The 19,146-nt window shown below is 63.5% G+C and carries 12 protein-coding genes and 1 pseudogene; 1 reads left to right on the plus strand and 12 read right to left on the minus strand.

Features of this window, described 5'->3' with window-relative positions; genetic code table 11:
• A pseudogene (locus tag Q7T10_RS00200) lies at window positions 1-527 on the plus strand (ATP-binding cassette domain-containing protein); the annotation flags it as partial.
• A 37-nt stretch (window positions 528-564) separates the two neighbouring features.
• On the opposite strand, the gene Q7T10_RS00205 reads toward Q7T10_RS00200, so the two are convergent.
• From Q7T10_RS00205 to Q7T10_RS00260, 12 genes are all read right to left on the minus strand, one after another.
• Window positions 565-4,218, minus strand: a complete 3,654-nt coding sequence (locus Q7T10_RS00205) for an EAL domain-containing protein (RefSeq protein ID WP_304744602.1) — start codon at window positions 4,216-4,218, stop codon at window positions 565-567.
• Window positions 4,219-4,377: 159 nt separating this feature from the next.
• A complete protein-coding gene (locus Q7T10_RS00210; RefSeq protein ID WP_304744605.1) occupies window positions 4,378-5,280 on the minus strand; it encodes an EamA family transporter in 903 nt (300 codons plus the stop codon).
• A gap of 32 nt (window positions 5,281-5,312) precedes the next feature.
• The gene (locus Q7T10_RS00215) at window positions 5,313-5,990 is read right to left on the minus strand and encodes a TetR family transcriptional regulator (RefSeq protein ID WP_304744607.1); all 678 of its coding nucleotides are present in this window, start codon (window positions 5,988-5,990) and stop codon (window positions 5,313-5,315) included.
• Between the two features lie 22 nt (window positions 5,991-6,012).
• Window positions 6,013-8,280: a xanthine dehydrogenase family protein molybdopterin-binding subunit gene (locus Q7T10_RS00220; protein ID WP_304744609.1), complete on the minus strand. Its 2,268-nt coding sequence runs from the start codon at window positions 8,278-8,280 to the stop codon at window positions 6,013-6,015.
• Window positions 8,277-8,729 (minus strand): (2Fe-2S)-binding protein, encoded by a 453-nt coding sequence (locus Q7T10_RS00225; RefSeq protein WP_304744611.1) that lies wholly within the window; start codon window positions 8,727-8,729, stop codon window positions 8,277-8,279. The genes Q7T10_RS00220 and Q7T10_RS00225 overlap by 4 nt, the downstream gene beginning before the upstream one ends.
• Window positions 8,730-8,871: 142 nt before the next feature.
• Window positions 8,872-10,584: an AMP-binding protein gene (locus Q7T10_RS00230; protein ID WP_304744613.1), complete on the minus strand. Its 1,713-nt coding sequence runs from the start codon at window positions 10,582-10,584 to the stop codon at window positions 8,872-8,874.
• 146 nt (window positions 10,585-10,730) lie between these two features.
• Window positions 10,731-12,413 carry an AMP-binding protein gene (locus Q7T10_RS00235; RefSeq protein ID WP_304744615.1) on the minus strand — a complete coding sequence of 561 codons (1,683 nt, stop codon included), beginning with the start codon at window positions 12,411-12,413 and terminating at the stop codon, window positions 10,731-10,733.
• 289 nt (window positions 12,414-12,702) lie between these two features.
• Entirely contained in the window at window positions 12,703-14,160 is a 1,458-nt protein-coding gene (locus tag Q7T10_RS00240; protein ID WP_304744617.1) for a DUF1501 domain-containing protein, read from the minus strand.
• 13 nt (window positions 14,161-14,173) lie between these two features.
• The gene (locus Q7T10_RS00245; protein WP_370653701.1) at window positions 14,174-15,985 is read right to left on the minus strand and encodes a DUF1800 family protein; all 1,812 of its coding nucleotides are present in this window, start codon (window positions 15,983-15,985) and stop codon (window positions 14,174-14,176) included.
• 149 nt (window positions 15,986-16,134) lie between these two features.
• On the minus strand, window positions 16,135-16,980 hold the full coding sequence (gene pyrF / locus Q7T10_RS00250) for an orotidine-5'-phosphate decarboxylase (RefSeq protein WP_304744619.1): 846 nt from the start codon (window positions 16,978-16,980) through the stop codon (window positions 16,135-16,137).
• Between the two features lie 61 nt (window positions 16,981-17,041).
• The gene (locus Q7T10_RS00255) at window positions 17,042-18,010 is read right to left on the minus strand and encodes a PDR/VanB family oxidoreductase (protein ID WP_304744621.1); all 969 of its coding nucleotides are present in this window, start codon (window positions 18,008-18,010) and stop codon (window positions 17,042-17,044) included.
• Window positions 18,011-18,019: 9 nt separating this feature from the next.
• A complete protein-coding gene (locus Q7T10_RS00260) occupies window positions 18,020-19,069 on the minus strand; it encodes an aromatic ring-hydroxylating dioxygenase subunit alpha (RefSeq protein ID WP_304744623.1) in 1,050 nt (349 codons plus the stop codon).
• Window positions 19,070-19,146: the final 77 nt, after the last annotated feature.

A 19,146-nucleotide genomic window follows, 5' to 3' on the forward strand; every position in this document is an offset into this window, starting at 1 on the left:
GCGCCGGTCAGCGCTACAACCGCGAAACGCTGGAGGTGCTGTACAAGGGCAAGAACATCGCGCAAATTCTGGACCTCACGGTCGAAGTAGCGCATGAATATTTCAAAGCGGTGCCAACCATTGCGCGCAAGCTGCACACGCTGCTGGACGTGGGCCTGAGCTACATCCGCCTGGGGCAATCGGCCACCACGCTGTCGGGCGGCGAGGCGCAGCGCGTCAAGCTGGCGCTCGAACTCAGCAAACGCGACACCGGGCGCACGCTCTACATCCTGGACGAACCCACGACCGGTCTGCATTTCGCCGATATCGACCTGCTGCTCAAGGTCCTGCACCAGTTGCGCGATGCAGGCAACACCATTGTGGTGATCGAACACAACCTGGACGTCATCAAGACCGCCGACTGGGTGATTGACATGGGACCGGAGGGCGGTGCCGGGGGTGGCACGGTGGTGGGCGTGGGCACGCCGGAAGACATTGCCGCCAATCCGGCCAGCCATACCGGGCGTTACCTGAAACGGCTGCTTTGACCAACGGCTAGCGTTTGATACAGGCTGACTCGCCGCCTCAGATGGCCAGGCCGGTTGACAGCGCGTCGCCTTCATGCCGCATGGCATGCTGCCGCACAAATGTCTCGAACTGGTCCGCAGGCAAGGGCTGACTGAAAAGGTAACCCTGCACTTCGTCACAGCCCTGCTCGCGCAAAAAAGCCAGCTGCCCCTGCGTCTCCACCCCTTCGGCGATGGTCTGGAATCCCAGGCTGCGCGCCAGTGCGATGATGGCAACGACGATGGCCTTGTCGTCCGGGTCATCGGTGATGTCCCGGACAAAAGACTGGTCGATCTTGAGCTTGTAGACAGAGAAGCGCTTGAGGTAGCTGAGCGACGAGTAGCCAGTGCCGAAATCGTCAATCGACATGCGCACGCCGCGCTGCTGCAGGTTGTCCATGACGGCGATCGCGCCCAGCGGGTCGTTCATCGCCACGCCTTCGGTCAGCTCCAGTTCCAGGCACTGCGGCTCCAGCTTGGCCTCGGCTAGAACCTGTGTCACCAGCTCCGGCAGATTGGCATGGCGGAATTGCACGGCCGAGAGGTTGACCGCGATTTGCTGGACCGGCAGGCCGGCATCCAGCCAGGCGCGCAGCTGGCGGGTCGCGGTCCTGAGCACCCATTCGCCTATCGGCAAAATCAGTCCGCTTTCCTCTGCAATCGGGATGAATTCCGCCGGCGACACCTGGCCCAGCGCGGGATGGCGCCAGCGCAGCAAGGCCTCCATGCCGACCACACGGCCATCATGCAGCGACACCTGCGGCTGATACACCACATACAGCTGCTGCAACTCCAGGGCCCGGCGCAGGCCATTTTCCAGTTGCAGGGCGCGGGCCGATTGCGCCTGCATCTGGGCGGTGAAAAAGCGAAAGGTGTTGCGGCCAGCCTGTTTGGCACGGTACATGGCGGTGTCGGCGCTCATCGACAGGGCTTCGAAGGTATTGCCGTCCGCGGGATAAAGGGCGATGCCGATGGAACAGGTGATGGCCAGCTCCTGCTGGGCAATCTGATGCGGTTGCGCCGCAGTCTCCAGCAACTTCGTCGCCACACGCGCGGCGCCCTCCGCATCGGTACCCGTGCACAGCAGCACAAACTCATCGCCACCCACGCGGCACACCGTGTCCTCGTCACGCAGCGCAGCCTTGAGGCGCTGCGCCACCTGGATCAGCAACTCGTCGCCCACGGGATGCCCCAGCGAATCGTTCACATATTTGAATCGGTCCAGGTCCAGGAACATCAGGGCCAGCGGTTCACCGTGGCGCTGCGCATGGCTCAGGGCGGTGTCAATCCGGTCCTGCAACAGGCGGCGATTGGGCAAGCCCGTCAACGGGTCGAAATCAGCCAGCAGGTGGATGTGTGCTTCATCCTCCTTGCGCTTGCTGATGTCGGTGGCGATCCCGACATAGCTCATCACGGCCCCGCTGCGGTCGCGCAGCACGCTGATGGAGAGCCACTCCGGGTACAGGGTGCCGTCCTTGCGGCGGTTCCACAATTCGCCCTGCCACTGCCCGTGGGCTTGAATGGACGCCCACATGGATTCGTAAAAACCGGCATCGTGCCGGCCCGAAGAGAGCATGCGGGGATCGCGCCCCATGACCTCGACTTCGCTGTAGCCCGTCATCCGGCTGAAGGCCTGGTTGACGCGCACGATCTTACGCTGACTGTCTGTGATCACGATGGCTTCACTGCCCTGCTCAAAGACCTTGGACTTCAGTTGCAGCTCCACCTCGGTCTGCTTGCGTTCAATGGTTAAGGCGGTGAGGTGCGCGGCCATCTCGATGAGGTCGATCTCATGGGGCTCGGGCATGGCCGGCGTCCGCCGGTAAATCGCAAAGGCGCCCAGCGCTCGGCTGCTGCCGTTGCGAATGGGTTCGGACCAGCACGATGCGAGGCCGGCCTTTTGAGCAAGCGCCCTGTAGTCGACCCAACAAGGATCACTGGCGATATCACCGGCAATGACGCGCTGGCCGGTAAAGGCGGCCGTACCGCAAGAACCCGACTGCGGCCCAGTCAGCAGGCCGTCAATGGCCACACAGTAGAAATCGGGCAGGTTCGGCGCAGCGCCCAGGCGCAGGTACTGACCGTCGTCATCCAGCAGCAGAACGGAACACAGCGCGCCAGGCAGGGTCGCTTCAATCTTGAGGACGAAATCCGTGAGTATCTGCGGCAGTGGCAAGTCGCTGGTCAGGCGCTCCAGCATGAAGCGGCGCAAGACATCCATTTGCTGCGCGCGTCCCCGCGCCGCCTCGCGGTCAAAGTTCAGCAGCGCGTGGTCAATGTCGGCCGCCATTTCAAGCAGCAGGTCTTGAGCCTGCTCATCAAAGGCGTGGGCCTCGCCGGCATACACCGTGAACGCACCCGTCACCACACCGCCGCGGTGCAGGGGCAGGGCAGCGGACGCTGCCCATCCATACTCGGCGCTCAGCGCGTGCCATGGCGCCGTGATCGGATCAGCCTGATAGTCCTGGCACCAAAACGGCTGGTCATTGCGTACGGCGGTGCCGGTCGGGCCCCGGCCAAAAGGATCATCAGCAGCCACCGTGATGTGAATTTCCTGCAGATACTCAACCCCTGCTCCACACGAAGCCGCCGGCCTGACCGTTCGGCTTGACGAGTCGGTCAAGCCAATCCATGCCATTTTCATGCCCCCGTGTTCAACCGCGGCCCGGCAGATTCCCTCAAAAAGTTCCTGCTCATTCGTGCACCGCACGATGGCTTGATTGCAGGTGCTGAGTGCAGCATAGAGTCTGGCCTGGCGCAGGAGTTTGACGTCAGACTGCTGGCGTGCACGCTCTATTTCATGGAGCTGGCGCTGCGTCTGGGCCAGCCAGCCCAGCACACTGTCGCCCCTGCCCGGGGCAACGGCAATGGCCTCAGCGAAGTTGCCCCGCCCGATGCGGGCGATCTGCGCATGAAGCTCGTCCACAGAGCCACCCAGCGTGGTGCGCAGCGTCTTCAAGGTGCGCCAGAGGGCCAGCAGCAGGCCCAGCCCCACGAGGATGAATGCCAGGCGCAGCAGGGTGGCATGCTTCGCGGCCTCACGGACAGCCAGCAGGGTGCGCTGATCCGTCAACTCATAGAACTCGTTGAGTGGCCGCATGATGTTGGCTTTGGCCTGGTGGTAATCACCGTCATGCAGCATCTGGCTGGCCCCGATGCGACGGGTGTCAAGATTGAGGCCCGGAGACTCAACAAGCGCCATGGCGGCAAACTCAATACGGGTGAGCGCGTCTGAGTTGGCCTTGGCTTGCGCCAATTTGCGAAATTCATCCTCACTGAAACCGGCCTGCTGCATCATCGAGAGCAGCGCCACGCTGGAGCCGCTCCCGATCCCGGGAGGCTTGTCATCGAGCACCACGAGGTCCCAGTAAATGCCTTCGTAATTGACCGGCCGCGGCTTCCTGCCCTCGCGGATGTCCAGGATGTCCAGGTAGTGCTGTTTGTAGACGGGATTGCCGGTGAACACATAGGTGCGAACCATGCGGGTCAGATCATCGGACGACTGGCGCAACTCGTCTGCCAGCAGGCGCGACTGGTAGCGCCGCTCATGGGCATGGTCAATCCGCTTTTCCGAGTAGACATACACGGCAAACAAGGCGATCAGTGCGCACGTCAAGACCACCGCCAGCCGCAGGCTGCGCGAAAACGGTGATGTGGCGGTGGGGGGGGTCATGAGGACATACGGAAGGAGTCTGATGTTGACAGATTATTCACCACCTGTCAGACAGAAACACCCCGGTGCGGCTGCTCGTCACCGTGGCCCGGCTCTTCATTGCTATTAATATGATAGCTATCGACGCTTATTTTACGGGGCCTACAAGCGCATTTACATTCAAGTCCGGACTGGCCGGCTGTTCATCCAGGTGCGCCATCGCGGCCACAGCAGGTTCAAGGCCAGACCCCCCATCACCAGCGCTGCCGCGCCCAGCTTCCAGGCGGGCAGGCCCTCGCCCAGCCACAGGGCCGCGCCGCCCATGCCAAACAGCGGCACCAGCAGCGCCATCGGCGTGATGGTGGCGGCCGGGTAGCGCGCCAGCAGCCAGCCCCAGGCCGCGTAGCCAAACAGCGAGTTGGCCCAGGCCTGCCACGCCACGGCCGCCCAGGCGAACGCGTCAGCCCCGCGCACACCCGCTGACACCGCGTCCCACCCTTCCACGAGGACAGAAAGCGCCGCCAGCGGCGGCACGGCAAAGAGGCTCGACCACACCACATAGGCCACCATGTTGACCCGTCCGGCTTGCCGCGCCACGATGTTGCCACCGGCCCAGGACAGCGCCGCCAGCAGTATCAGACCCAGGCCCAGCAGGGTGGTACTGCCGTCGGTATGCATCACGATGATGCCAATACCAGCGGTTGCCAATGCCAGCGCCAGCCACTGAACGCCCTGCAGCCGTTCACCCGACAGGCGCATGGACAGCCCGATGGTGAAGAACACCTGAATCTGGATCACCAGCGACGCCAGACCCGGCGAGATGTGGCCGTTCATGGCGACAAACAGCAAGCCGAACTGGCCCACGCCGATCAAAAGTCCATAGCCGGCCAGGTTGCGCCACGGCACGTTGGGGCGCGGCAGAAAGAATATCGCGGGCAGCACGGCCAAGGCGAAGCGCAGGGTGGCAAACAGGAGCGGTGGCATATGGCCCAAAGCCAGCTTGATCACCACGAAGTTGGTTCCCCACACCGCCACCACGGCCAGCGCCAGCAGGAAGTGCTTCAGGGAGAGCGTGCTTTTCATGGGCCTATTGTCGGGCAGTCAGCGCACACCACTCACATCTTCCCGAGCGTGCCGCGCACCAGTGTCCTGAGCGTATCCGCCAGGAAGGGCTCAAAGTCCAGGCACATGGATTGCAGGCTGGCGTCCGCAGCGATGACCCGTGCGATCACCGGTGGTGGGTCGGCCAGCTGGGTGATGCTGATCACCAGGGCGTGGGTCTGCAGCACGAGGGTCATGGCGTCTTCAAGGCTCAAGCCCGGAATTTTGGGCGCAATGGCGGCACCCGCCTCGGTGAGCAAGTCACGCAGGAACAACTTGAAATTCCGGGCGGACGCCTCGTCAATATTGGGCTCGATCACCGTATGCAGCAGCACCAGCAGGCGGCGTAATACCGGTCGCTCGGCCAGGCTGCGCGCCACCGCGTTCGGCACGGCGCGTGCCGGCTGGGTGGAGCGCAGGCGTTTGAGTGTGAGCGTCAGGCTATCCAGCCACTGCGTCAGCTCGGCGCGCACCAACTCCAGAAACAGGGCCTCCTTGGTGGCAAAGTAAATGTAGGCCGTGCCCTTGGCCACGCCCGCCGCCTCGGCCACCCGCGCGATCGTCACGGCCTCAAAACTGGCGTGCGCGAACAGGCGCGTGGCGGCCTCGGTCAATTGCGTGCGCCGCACATCCTTGTCGGCCTGACTGCGGGCGCGCTGTTTGCTGACGAGTTTCTTTGGGGCAATGGGCATGGGAAAGCGTGGGCCTCGCCAGTCAGGTGGTGAGTGGCAGCGCGCGCTGGCGCGTGCCCGTGAGTGCAAACAGCGCATTGGCCACCGCGGGTGCCAGTGGCGGCACACCCGGCTCACCCACGCCACCCGGCGCGCGCGTGCTGGGCACGATCCAGGTCTCGACCACGGGGGCCTCGGCCAGCGTCACCATCGGGTAACTCGGGAAATTGCTCTGCTGCACCACGCCATCCTTGATGTCGATCCTGCCGTACAGGGCCGCTGTCAGGGCGAAGATCACCGCACTCTCCATCTGCTGCGCCACCGTGTTGGGGTTGACCACGGTACCGCAATCCACCGCGCAGACCACGCGGTGCACGCGCGGCTTGCCGCCGTGCAGCGAGACCTCGGCCACTTCGGCGACGATGGAACCAAAAGACTCATGCAGGGCAACACCGCGCGCACGCCCTGCTGGCAACTTGCCGCCCCATTGCGCCTTTTCGGCCGCGAGGTTGAGCACCGCGAGGTAACGCGGCGCCTCCTTGAGCAGGGCGCGACGAAACGCCACCGGGTCCTGCCGGGTCTCGAAGGCCAACTCGTCCATGAAGCCTTCCGAGAAGAAGGCGTTATGCGAGTGGCCAACCGAGCGCCAAAAGCCCACCGGCACATCCATGCGGGTGGCCACATGCGACATGTGCTGGTGGGCAAAACCGTAGGGCAGATCGAACAGGCCCTCAGACGCGGTTTTGTCCGGCATGTCGAACGGACCGGACAAGGCGGGCAAGCCGCGCGCCATCCAGCGCGGCGTGATGGCGTCCCCGGCGGACTTGATGCGCAGGCTGCTCACCGAGCCTTGCCCGTCGACTGCGGCGCGCAGGCGGGCCACATGCATCGGGCGGTAAAAGTCGTGCATGGTGTCTTCCTCACGCGTCCATGCCAGTTGCACCGGTCGGCCGCCGCAATCCATCGCCACGCGAACAGCCTGGGCCACATAGTCGACTTCCAGACGGCGACCAAAGCCGCCGCCGAGCAGGGTAACGTGCAGGGTGACGTCGTCGATAGCAACCCCCGCCACTTTGGCAGCGACGGCGCGCGCCATCTGTGGCACCTGCGTCGGCACCCAGACCTCCACCTTGCCGTCTTTCACCTGCGCCGTGCAGTTCATGGGTTCCATGGTGGCGTGCGCCAGATAGGGGGCGCGGTAGACCGCCGCGACCACCCGCGTCGCCCCCGCTTCGGCCTGGTCGATCTCGCCCTTCTCATGGAAGGTGGAACCACTCCCTGTCTCCAGCGCGGCCAGCAGGCTGCCTTCGATCTGCTTTGAATCGAGCGCACCCTTCGCGCGCTGCTGCCATGTCACCTCTACCGCCTGCGCGCCCTGACGGGCATGCCACGTGGTCTGGCCCACCACCGCAAAGCCGGCGGTCGACCCAACCAGCGCCTCCAGCGGCACCAGCCGCTCCACACCAGGCAGGGCCAGCGCCGCCCTGGCCTCAATGGTCCCGGGTGTTCCGCCCAGCATGGGGCACAGGCGCACCTGGGCGAACACCATGCCCGGCAGGCGCACGTCAAGCCCAAACTGCGCGCTGCCGTTGGTCTTGGCAGGGATATCGGTGCGCAAGGCAGGCTGCCCAACCAGCGTCCAGTCTTTGCGATTCTTGAGGATGACGTCACCCGGGGCCGTGCCCGCCGCCCCTTTGGCCAACTCACCATAGTGGGCCGTCTTGCCAGACGCATGGGACACCACGCCGTTCTCGACGGCCAGCTCCCGCAATGGCAACTGCCATTGCGCAGCGGCAGCGCCGAGCAGGCTGGCACGGGCCGTCGCAGCGGCGGTACGCAGCGGCTCCCAGGCGTCGGCCACGCTGGACGAGCCGCCGGTGGCGTTGATACCCAATTCGCGCGCGATCTTGCCCACCACCCACTCGCCCACTCTGACCTTCGCCGGCTTGTTCCCGCCCTCCGATTCCAGCGGGTGAAAGGGCAAACTCGCAACCAGCATCGCCACGTTGCCGTAAATCATGTCGGCGCCGGCCTGCTCAAGGCGCACACGCGCCAGGGGCACGTCCAGCTCTTCGGCCACCAGCATGGCCAACGCTGTGTGCACGCCCTGACCCATTTCGCTGCGCGGCATGGCCAGCACCACGGCGCCATCAGCCGTGATCTTGATCCAGCCATTGAGCGCCACATCACCCTGTGTTGGCAGCATCAGCTCCGGCGAGCCCAGGCGCGAACGCGCCGGCATCACGCCCCAGCCCACCACCAGTGCGCCTGTAGCGCCCAGTGCGCTCAGTATCCAGGTACGGCGCTTCATGCGGCGGCTCCGGCTGCGCGGTGAATCGCGGCGCGCACCCGCTGGTAGGTGCCGCAACGGCAGATGTTGGTCATGGCCTCGTCAATGTCAGCGTCCGTCGGCTTGGGGATCTTCTCCAGCAGCGCGGCAGCCGCCATCAGCATCCCGCTCTGGCAATAACCGCACTGCGGCACCTGCTCGGCAATCCACGCCGCCTGCAGCGCATGCGGCTGGTCCGCCGTGCCCAGGGATTCAATGGTCTGAATCTGCTTGCCCGCCACGGCGGCGACTGGCGTGACGCAGGAACGCACCGCCAGCCCATCCACCCGCACCGTGCAGGCGCCACAAGCGGCCACGCCGCAGCCAAACTTGGAGCCGGTCATGTTCAGAAGGTCGCGCAGCACCCACAGCAGGGGCATGCCGGGGTCGGCATCGGCCTGCACCGATTTGCCGTTGATATTCAACTCCATGTGTTCTCCTGCAAAGTCACAAATGACTGCGGGTCACATAATAAATGAACATCGGTCATCTATCCAGGCGAGTCTTCTTCTGACCAGGCTGAACGCGCTCCAACGATGAATGGTGACCGGCAGGCCTTGCTGCGCCCGGCAATCAGGGCGCGGGCGTTATCAACGGCGAAGCGGCGAACGCCGGGGCCGGCGCGTCGCGCAACTCCCTGCGCAGAATCTTGCCCAGGTTGGTCTTTGGCAGGGGCTCGGTTCGGAACTCGACGATCCTGGGCATCTTGTAGCCGGTCAGGTGCTGGCGGCAATGCGCAAGCAAGGCCGCTTCGGTCAGCGCCGGATCGTTCCTGACCACGATGATCTTCACAACCTCGCCGGACCGCTCGTCGCGCGCGCCGATGGCCGCCACTTCCGCCACGCCCGGGTGCAAGGCCACCGCGTCCTCGATCTGGTTGGGAAAGACCTTGAAGCCCGACACGATGATCATGTCTTTCCTGCGATCGGTGATCTTGAAGTAGCCGCGCTCGTCCATGTAGCCCATGTCGCCGGTACGCAGCCAGCCGTCAGAAGTGAACACCTTGGCAGTCTCGTCGGGCCGGTTCCAGTAGCCGGGCATGACCTGCGGGCCCCGCACACAGATCTCGCCGACCTCGCCAGGCAGGAGTTCGTTGTCACTGTCGTCAAGAATGGTGGCCTCGGTCGACGGCACCGGGATACCGATTGTTCCAGTCCACTGCTCGATGCCCAGCGGGCTGGAGATCACGACCGGCGAGGTCTCGGTCAAACCGTAACCTTCGATGATGGTCACGCCGGTGCGCTGCTTCCAGCGCTCGGCCACCACGCGCTGCACGGCCATGCCCCCGGCGCTGGTGAGCTTCAGGGCACGGGTATCCACGTCCGCAAACTCGGGTGCATCAAGCAGCGCCCGGTACAGCGTGTTGACGCCAATGATGATCGTGAAGGGGTATTTCTTGAGGTCGTGGATGAAGGCGTGCATATCCCTCGGATTGGTCACCAGGATGGTATGCGCGCCGAACTTCATGAAGACGAGCGCGGAGGTCAGTGCGTAGACGTGGTACAGCGGCAACGGGCAGACGAAGATCTCCTTGCCCTCCACCAGGTCACGCGCCATCCACAACGCCATCTGCTGCACATTGGCGACCAGGTTGCCATGCGTCAGCATGACGCCCTTGGCCACGCCGGTGGTGCCGCCGGTGTACTGCAGAAATGCAATGTCCCTATGGCTCAGCGGCACGTGCTGCAGTGTTTGTCCACGGCCTTCGCGCAAGGTGGCATTGAATTCGATCGCACCCGGAATCTTCCACTCCGGCACCATGTGTTTCACGTACTTGACAACCACGTTGGTCAGCAGTTCCTTGACCACCGGGAACATGTCGCCAACCTCCGTCGTGATGACCCTGAGATCCAGCGCAAGATTTTTTTCCAGCACCTGTTGCAGCGTGTGGGCAAAGTTCTCCAGCACCACGATGGCGAGCGCGCCGGAGTCCTTCAACTGGTGCTCCAGCTCGGGCACTGTGTACTGCGGATTGACGTTCACCACCACGAGACCGGCCCGCAGCACACCAAACAGCGCCACCGGGTATTGCAGCAGGTTGGGCATCATGATCGCAACCCGGTCGCCCTTGTGCAACCCCAGCGAGTTCTGCAGGTAGGCGGCAAAGTCGCGGCTGTGCTGGTCAAGCTCGGCGTAGCTCATCGACGCCCCCATGTTGCTGTAGGCCGGCAAGTCCGCAAAGCGGTCACAACTGCGTCGCATGACCTCCCGCAACGAGGCGAACTCGTCTACATCGGCCTCGGCCGCCATCCCTGGCGGGTAGCTCGTCAACCAGAGCTTGTCCATATTCACCTCTCCGTTTTTTGTGTGTCATTTCCCGGACACCCTTGCCGCCGGGGGAGTCTGGTGTGAGCGCTATCGTAGTCCAGCCGTCGATTGAGCCGGACCGCGCGCGGGAACCGTTCGCCCTGGAACCCCACCAAACCAGCGGATCAGGACGCTGGCGCCGGCGCGTCGCGCAACTGCCGGCGCAAAATCTTGCCCAGGTTGGTTTTGGGCAGAGGCTCGGTGCGGAACTCGACAATCTTCGGTATCTTGTAGTCGGTCAGGTGCTGGCGGCAATGCGCGAGCAAGGCCGCTTCGGTCAGCGCCGGATCGATCTTGACCACGATGATCTTGACGATCTCGCCGGACTTCGCATCGGGCACGCCGATGGCCGCCACCTCGGCGACACCTGGATGCATGGCCACGGCGTCCTCGATCTGGTTGGGAAAGACCTTGAAGCCCGAGACGATGATCATGTCTTTCTTGCGGTCGGTGATCTTGAAGTAGCCGCGTTCGTCCATGAAGCCCATGTCGCCGGTCCTCAGCCAGCCGTCAGCAGTGAACACCTTGGCGGTCTCGTCGGGCCGGTTCCAGTAGCCCGTCATGACCTGGGGGCCGCGGATGCAGATTTCACCAACCTCGCCGACCGGAAGTTCTCTCCCATCGTCGTCAAGCACGGCCGCCTCGGTCGACGGAAACGGCATGCCAATGGTGCCGGTCCAGTCGACGATGTTCAGCGGGTTGCAGATCGCGCCGGGCGAAGTCTCGGTCAGCCCGTAGGCCTCAATGATGGGCACGCCGGTGGCCGCCTTCCAGCGTTCGGCCACCACGCGCTGCACGGCCATGCCGCCGGCATTGACCACCTTCAGGCTGTGCAAATCGACTTCCGAAAACTCAGGCGCGTCCAGCAGCGCCCGATAGAGCGTGTTGACGCCTATCATCACCGTAAGCTTGTGCTTCTTGAGATCGTGGATGAAGGCATGCATGTCCCTCGGGTTGGTGATCAACACGTTGTGCGCCCCGATCTTCATGAACACAAGGCTCGAGTTCAGCGCGTAGACGTGGTACAGCGGCAACGGGCAGACGAAGATCTCCTTGCCGTCCAGCAGATCACGGGCGATCCACGCGCCTACCTGCTGCAGGTTCGCCACCATGTTGCCGTGCGACAGGACAGCGCCCTTGGCCACGCCGGTGGTGCCGCCGGTGTACTGCAGAAACGCGATGTCGCTGTGACTCAGCGGCACATGGTGCAGGGTTTGTCCACGGCCTTCGCGCAGGGTGGCATTGAATTCAATTGCGCCCGCAATCTTCCACTCCGGCACCATGTGTTTCACGTACTTCACCACGACGTTGGTCAGCAGCTCCTTGACCACCGGGAACATGTCACCGACCTCCGTCGTGATGACCGTCAGCTTGAGCGCCGGGTTCTTCTCCAGCACCTCCTGCAAGGTGTGGGCAAAGTTTTCCAGCACGACGATGGCCACAGCGCCCGAGTCTTTCAACTGGTGCTCCAGCTCGGGCACCGTGTACTGCGGATTGACGTTCACCACCACCAGGCCGGCCCGCAGCACGCCAAACAGCGCCACCGGGTATTGCAGCAGGTTGGGCATCATGATCGCGACCCGGTCGCCCTTATGCAGCCCCAGCGAGTTCTGCAAGTAGGCGGCAAAGTCGCGGCTGTGCTGGTCAAGCTCCGCGTAGCTCATCGCGGCACCCATATTGCTGTAGGCGGGCAAGCTCGCAAAGCGCTCGCAACTGCTTCGCAGCACCTCCCGCACCGAACTGAATTCGTGAACATCCACCTCGGCCGGGATCCCTGGCGGGTAGTTCTTCAACCAGAGCTTATCCATGTGACTGTCTCCTTTTCTGACCGCACGTGCATCCTGGACCCGACGGCGCGCCGGGAGTCCGGCGTGTTGCGGCACGCCTCAGGATGCTGACAACCGTGCAGAAAATCCAGTCTAGGAAGTGGCCGCTACGCCAGCTTGATATTTCTCAACGTCAAGCCCTGCTGGAGGCGCTTTTTTTGGCACGTTCAGGTTCAGCACTGATCGAACACCAGCCTGACGCCCGGATTTCTTTGAAAGCAGGGCACCAGCCCTCGTTGAATTTGCGTATGTCGCTATCTATTCGATAGCATCAGAGCATAAAGCCGAGATTGACCGGGTAACCGGTTCCGCCAAAATGGCCGAGGTTGGGCAGGATGCCGGTGAGTTCACCGTCAGCCACGCCAAACCATTTGGCCAGCGTCGCGGCGTACTGGTCTACCGAGGTACTGGGCAGCAGCCGGCCTTGCCCCACGTGCCACTGGTCTTCCGGCGCGGCGGTATTGGCGACACTGACCGGCGGTGGGACGCCGTAGAACGCTTTGCCGTTGACCGCACCGCCCACCACCAGGTGATGGCTGCCCCAGCCATGGTCCGAGCCGTCACCGTTGGAGGCCAGGGTCCGGCCGAAGTCGGAGGCGGTGAAAGCCGTCACCTTGTTGGCCACCCCCATCTCGACCGTGGCGTCGTAAAACGCCGTCATGGCGGCACTCACCCGGCCCATCAAAGCGGACTGCTGCCCAACCAGGTTGTCGTGCAGGTCAAAGCCGCCCAGTGACACAAAGAACACCTGGCGCGTCGCGCCGAGCGTGGCCTGGCCCTTGATCAGGCGTGCCACCATTTTCAGCTGCTGTGCAAAGCTGTCGGTCGGAAACACCGTGGCAGGAGGCGTCAGCGCCAGGGCCGCCGTCACCGAGCCTTCCGCATTGATGGCGCGCTGGGTGACCCGGTTGTATTCGTTTTCCAGTTTCTGGGGCCTGGCTTGCTGAATCAGGCTGTTGAGGGCGCCGCGCACTGCACTGGAGCCATAGACCGTGGGGTCTGTGGCGGGTCGGATCCGGATGGCACCGGTGGTGCTGACCTGGTACTGCAGCGCCGTGTCACCCGACAGAAAGACCGCATTGCCCGTCACCGACATGCAGGTAAACAGGGAGTTGGAGTTGCCCGACAACGCCAGGTCACCGATGTTGCCACCCCAGCCCACCTTGGAGCCCTCGGGCGAGGACGATTGCCAGATGGATTGCTGGTCATTGTGGGAAAACAATTGCGGCGGCCGCGGGTACAGGGCCCGGTTTGAATTGCTGTACTGCGCGCGCGTCAGCGGCACCACCAGCGGGCCCACGTTCAGTTGCACCGCCGCGTGGCCGGTGTTGAACAGATTGGCCACGCCACTCATGGACGGATGCAGTGCGTACTGGCGCGCCTGCCCCAGAACATCCACGGGCGCAACGGCGGGATTCAGCAGCGTGGCCGCCAGATCCGCCTTGGCCAACGCGATGCCGCCGGCCGTCTGCCCCACGCCACCGCCGCGGATGGCGCTGTACAGGTTGTAGCTGGGGTCGTCATACGTCACGACGGTATTGGCATAGTCGTTGCCACCGTACAGGAACACGCAAACCAGTGCCTTGTAGTCAGTGGCGTCAAAAGCGGCGGCCTCACCCATGGCCGCCAGGTTCAGCGCGAGTGGCAGGGCGGTGCCGGTCAGTGCCAGCTGACCGGAACGCTTCAGAAAGGCGCGGCGGGTATGGTGTTGGGCTTGTAGTAAATGCATGTCGGGCCTTCTCTTATTTCTGGATCAGGTACTCGGCAGACGCCATCACCATCAACACCGCCGCGCAGACGCGGTTGCGCTTGATGGTGCTGGAGCTGCTCGCCGTGACCGCAGTAGCGTTCAAGGCGTTGACGATGAGCGTGTGGTTGGCCGCCGACAACTGTCCGGCACACAGCAGCAGGTTAATGCGCCGCACCAGCGCTGCCGCGTCGGTGACCAAAGCCAGTTCATTGGTGTAGGCGGCGCTGATGTCGCCCGAATTCAGACCACTGGAGATGACCCCCATCATGTAATTCAGGTATCCGCCGACACTGCTTTCCGTGACGAGCTGAAACTCGGGGGCCACCACGCCGACGGTCAGCCCGGTGGATGGCGGCACATAGCCGGGCCTGAAGAAATTAAAAACCGACGGCGAGCGCAGCGGGCTTTGCCCCAGTTGCGTTCCGGCATTGCTCAAGTCAACGATCTTCCAGGCACCACTGGTGGAGTTGACGCCAAAGGTGCGCACCCATTGCACCAGCCGCAGCATCGGTTCGCGCAGCTTGCCGATTTCGGTCTGGCCCAGATTCGCCGGGTCGCGCGCTTCGTCATCCCTCAGGATGGCGGCAAAGACATACGCCAGGTCCCCACGCACCCCGGCGCCGTTGTTGATGAAGACATCCGCCACGCGCTTCACATACTGCGGGCTGGGGTTGCTGGTGACCAGCCGCTGGATCATTTGCCGGCAAAAAAATGGCGCCGTGTTGGGATGATTGAACAGCGTGTCCAGCGCGGTCTTGAGGGCGACCGCTCCCGGTGTATTGGCGGCAATGGTGGTTCCCAAAAACGTCGCCGCCAGGGTAGAGTGATTGCTGGCCGTCAGCACCATCGGCAGACGGGCAAAGGCCGTGCTACCCACCGTGCGAGTGCCGCCGCCGGTTTGGGGTATCACGGTGTTCACGTTTTGACTTTGGTCCAGGTCGTAACCCGTGAAAACACGCGCCAGATTGCTCACGTCGCTGGCGCTGTAGCTGTCGGTCTTGTTGCCGGCACCGTCAACCTTGGCGCTGCCATCCGGATTGAGTTGGTGCAGCCCGATGGTGAACAGCTGCATCACCTCACGGGCGTAGTTTTCGTCCGGCTGGCGGCCCGACGAGTTTTCTTTCTTGTTGCCTTTGGTATTGAGGTAGTAGCCCATCGCCGGGTTCAGGGTGACGGCTTCCAGCAAGTCACGGTAGTTGCCCAGCGCATGGGCCGCCAGCGTGTCCCAGTAATGCGCCATGGCGTGGCTGCGCCAGCTGAAATCAAGCCCGCTGAGCGACACCACAAAGAACTCGGACAACGCCAGTGCCACGCGCTTGCGCAAGGGGTCAGGCGCGGTCATGAGCTGGTTCCAGACCATGTAGTCGCCGGGCGCACTGCTGTCGTAGTAATTGGCAGGATTGAGCACATCGCCATAGCCCTTGCCATTGAGCCAGTCCCAGCCCGTGGTTCCAAAAGGCAGGGCCACCTGACGCTCCAGCCAGACCGTGCAGCCGGTGGCCCGAAGCGAGGCGATCTCTGCGTCACTGGCCGAAAACTGGGCCTGCAGCAGGAAGCGCGCCGCGTCTTCATCGGTGGCCGGTGTCACATAGTTGAAGCCGGCGTTGCTCAGGCTGATGCTGGTGCCCCCCACCGGGGTGCTGGCGCCAGACGTTGAGCCGCCACCCCCACCACCGCAGGCGGCCAGCGCCGCAGCAGCCAGTGCGGCCGCCGCCGCGGCTCCGGCCGGTGAAGAAGGCTGCTCCGGCAAGGGCGCTTCAACGGCGTCCATTGCACCCACTTCGTCAACAAGGTTTTGCGTCATGGCAACATTTCCCCGAAAAAGGGGCGGAAAAGGCGAAGCCCCGAGGCTAAGTGGACCGTGCCAATTTCACCTAAGGGGCTTGCAATCTGTTACCAGGAAAAACAGTTTGGAGTTGCAAAAAAGCCACCAGATCGGTGGCCTTGCAGGGTCTAGGCGGGCGGTCTGGCCGCCTGCAGGAGATCCCGGGTCCTGATCGCCTCGCGCCGGGCGGCAGCGGCATAGTCTTCGCCGGACGACGCGTAGAGAATGGCGCGCGACGAGTTCACGATGATGGGCGCCACCGTTTCGCCGTTCACCCCACGCCAGCCCGCCCTGACCGTGGCCGCGGCATCGCCGCCTTGCGCACCGACACCGGGAATCAGCAGCGGCAGGGTCGGGGCCACTGCGCGCACCCGTTCAATCTCTGCCGGATAAGTAGCGCCCACCACCAGCCCCAACTGGCCATTGAGGTTCCAGGGACCCTGCGCCAGTCGCGCCACATGCTCGTACAGCAGTGGCGCACCCTCGATGCTGGAGAGGCGCTGCGACTGCAAGTCGTCGCCGCCCGGGTTGGAGGTGCGGCACAGCAAAAATGCACCTTTGCCCTGGTACTTCAGATAGGGCTGCACCGAATCAAAGCCCATGAACGGCGACAGAGTCACTGCGTCGGCCCCATAGCGCTCGAATGCTTCAATCGCGTACTGTTCGGCCGTGCTCCCGATGTCGCCGCGCTTGGCATCCAGGATGATGGGGACCTGGGGCGCGGCACGGCGCATGTGCGCCATCAGACGCTCCAGCTGGTCTTCGGCCCGGTGTGCCGCAAAGTAGGCGATTTGCGGCTTGAAGGCAATCACCAGATCGGCGGTCGCATCCACCATCGCGGCGCAAAAGTCGTAAATCTTGCTGGCGTCACCGCGGAGTTTGGCCGGAAATTTGGTGGGCTCGGGGTCCAGCCCCACGCACAACATCGAGCCGTTTTGGCGCTCGGCGGTGCGCAGCATGTCGAGGAATGTCATCCGGGTATTGTAAGAAGCGCCGCCCGGACTACGGCACCCTGGCGGCCCGGAGCGACGGGCCTCAAAGATCCAGCACCAGCATCGCGGTTTTGGCGCGGGAACAGCAGGGCAGGAACTGGTCGTTCGCCGCCTGCTCTTCGGGCGTGAGGTAGCTGTCCTTGTGGTCCGGCACACCTTCGAGCACCCGCGTCAGGCACGTGCCACACACACCCTGCTCGCAGGACATCATGATTTCCACGCCAGCCGCGGCCAGCGCCTTGGTGACCGTCATGTCTTTGGGTACCGTGACAATGCGGCCCGAACTGGCCAGTTTGATTTCGAAACTCGCGTCACTCTCTGACTTGACCACTTCGGCGGCGAAGAATTCGTAGTGCAGCTGACTCTCGGGCCAGCCTTGCGCACGCGCTGTGCTCAGTACCGCATCCATATAGCCCTTGGGGCCACAGACATACAGATGCACGCCGCTTTGCGGCGCTGCCAGCAACCCGGCGAGGTCCAGCTTCTGGGCCGTGGGTCCATCGTCAAAATGGAACTGCACCTGGGGCGCATAGGCGGACGACACGATGCGCTGGTAGAAGGCGGTGCGCTCGCGCGAGCGCGTGCTGTAGTGCATCTCGAAATCAGCCCCGGTGATGGCCAGCCGCTCGGCCATGCACAGGATCGGCGTCACGCCGATGCCACCGGCCAGCAGCAGGCTGCGCCGGGCATCGTGCGCCAGCGGGAAGTGATTCTTCGGCGCACTGATCTGTAGCACCTGCCCCTCTTGCACCTGCTCGTGCATTGCCTGCGAGCCGCCGCGCGAGGCCGGGTCACGCAGCACGCCGATCAGGTAACGGTGGGTTTCCTTGGGGTCATTGCACAGCGAATACTGGCGTGTCAGGCCACCGGGCAACTGCACGTCCACATGGGAGCCGGCAGCGAAGGCCGGCAGGGGCCCGCCATTGACCTCCACCAACTCGAAGGTGCTGATGTCCAGCGCTTCCGTGGCCTTGCGCGCCACGCGGACCGATAAAGTCGATGCATTGCTCATGGCTTGTCCTCAAGCACCCGCTGACGCTTTGGCCGCCTGCTCCTCGGCCATGATGCGGTTCAGAATCTTGCGCGACTGCACGCCACCGGCGTCGATGTTGAGCATGAGCAGGGCGCGCTCGGGGTAGGTCAGCAGGTTCTTCTGCTGCAGCTCCAGCATCTGGAGGTCTTCGCTGAAAATCTTGCCCTGGCCTTCGCGGATGGTGGCGGTCAGCGCTTTGTCTTTGGGGTTGAACTTGCGCGCCATGCCCCAGAAGTAGTGAATCGAGGTCTCGGTCTCCGGCGTGATGAAGTCGACCACCACGCTGTAGGCCTTGTGCTCGGCCGGTGCGTCGTAGCCGCCCTTGCCGGCATGCGCCACGCCGACTTCGATCATCACATTGCTCGGCGGTGTGAAGCGGCAAATCTGCCAGCGATCGACCGGCACGTCATCGGCCAGGTTGTTGCCGCGCAGTGCCAGCTTCCAGAACGGCGGCGGCATGATGTTGTCCATGAAACGGCTGGTGACCACCATGTCGCCCTCAACCGTGGTCTTGCTCGGGGTCTCGTCGATTTCCTTCTGGCCGATGCTGGTGGAGTGGACGTAGGTCTCGTGCGTCAGATCCATCAGGTTGTCGATCATCAGGCGGTAGTCGCAGTTGATGTGGAACAGGCCGCCACCATACGCCCACTCGGGGTTGTCATACCACTCCAGATGCGGGATCTTGTCAGGACTGGCTTGCGCCGCATCGCCCGGCCAGACCCAGATGAAGCCGTAACGCTCGACCACGGGAAAGCTGCGGATCGCGGGGAAGCCGCGCACGCGCTGGCCCGGCATGGAAATCGTCTTGCCGTCGCAACCCATCTCCAGGCCGTGGTAGCCGCAGACCAGCTTGCCTTCGCACACATAACCCAGTGACAAGGGCGCGCCACGGTGCGGACAGAAGTCTTCGACGGCGGCGACGCGGTTTTCTTCCCCGCGGTAGAAGACGATGCTCTCGCCGCATATCTTGCGACCCAGCGGCTTCTCGTCGATTTCATTGGGGGTGCAGGCGACGTACCACGTGTTTTTCGGGAACATGATGACTCCTTGTTCAATTAAAAATCCTGCGGCAGACCCTGCAGGTGGATTATTGGTCTCGACTCTATATTCAGCAT

Source organism: Rhodoferax sp. (genome assembly GCF_030646845.1).
Taxonomy (GTDB): domain Bacteria; phylum Pseudomonadota; class Gammaproteobacteria; order Burkholderiales; family Burkholderiaceae_C; genus Rhodoferax.

Bases quoted from the DNA above. Each gene is read 5' to 3' on its own strand.
- Q7T10_RS00205 (WP_304744602.1), bottom strand. From the start codon at position 4,218: ATGACCCCCCCCACCGCCACATCACCGTTTTCGCGCAGCCTGCGGCTG.
- Q7T10_RS00210 (WP_304744605.1), bottom strand. From the start codon at position 5,280: ATGAAAAGCACGCTCTCCCTGAAGCACTTCCTGCTGGCGCTGGCCGTG.
- Q7T10_RS00215 (WP_304744607.1), bottom strand. From the start codon at position 5,990: ATGCCCATTGCCCCAAAGAAACTCGTCAGCAAACAGCGCGCCCGCAGT.
- Q7T10_RS00220 (WP_304744609.1), bottom strand. From the start codon at position 8,280: ATGAAGCGCCGTACCTGGATACTGAGCGCACTGGGCGCTACAGGCGCA.
- Q7T10_RS00225 (WP_304744611.1), bottom strand. From the start codon at position 8,729: ATGGAGTTGAATATCAACGGCAAATCGGTGCAGGCCGATGCCGACCCC.
- Q7T10_RS00230 (WP_304744613.1), bottom strand. From the start codon at position 10,584: ATGGACAAGCTCTGGTTGACGAGCTACCCGCCAGGGATGGCGGCCGAG.
- Q7T10_RS00235 (WP_304744615.1), bottom strand. From the start codon at position 12,413: ATGGATAAGCTCTGGTTGAAGAACTACCCGCCAGGGATCCCGGCCGAG.
- Q7T10_RS00240 (WP_304744617.1), bottom strand. From the start codon at position 14,160: ATGCATTTACTACAAGCCCAACACCATACCCGCCGCGCCTTTCTGAAG.
- Q7T10_RS00245 (WP_370653701.1), bottom strand. From the start codon at position 15,985: ATGACGCAAAACCTTGTTGACGAAGTGGGTGCAATGGACGCCGTTGAA.
- pyrF (WP_304744619.1), bottom strand. From the start codon at position 16,980: ATGACATTCCTCGACATGCTGCGCACCGCCGAGCGCCAAAACGGCTCG.
- Q7T10_RS00255 (WP_304744621.1), bottom strand. From the start codon at position 18,010: ATGAGCAATGCATCGACTTTATCGGTCCGCGTGGCGCGCAAGGCCACG.
- Q7T10_RS00260 (WP_304744623.1), bottom strand. From the start codon at position 19,069: ATGTTCCCGAAAAACACGTGGTACGTCGCCTGCACCCCCAATGAAATC.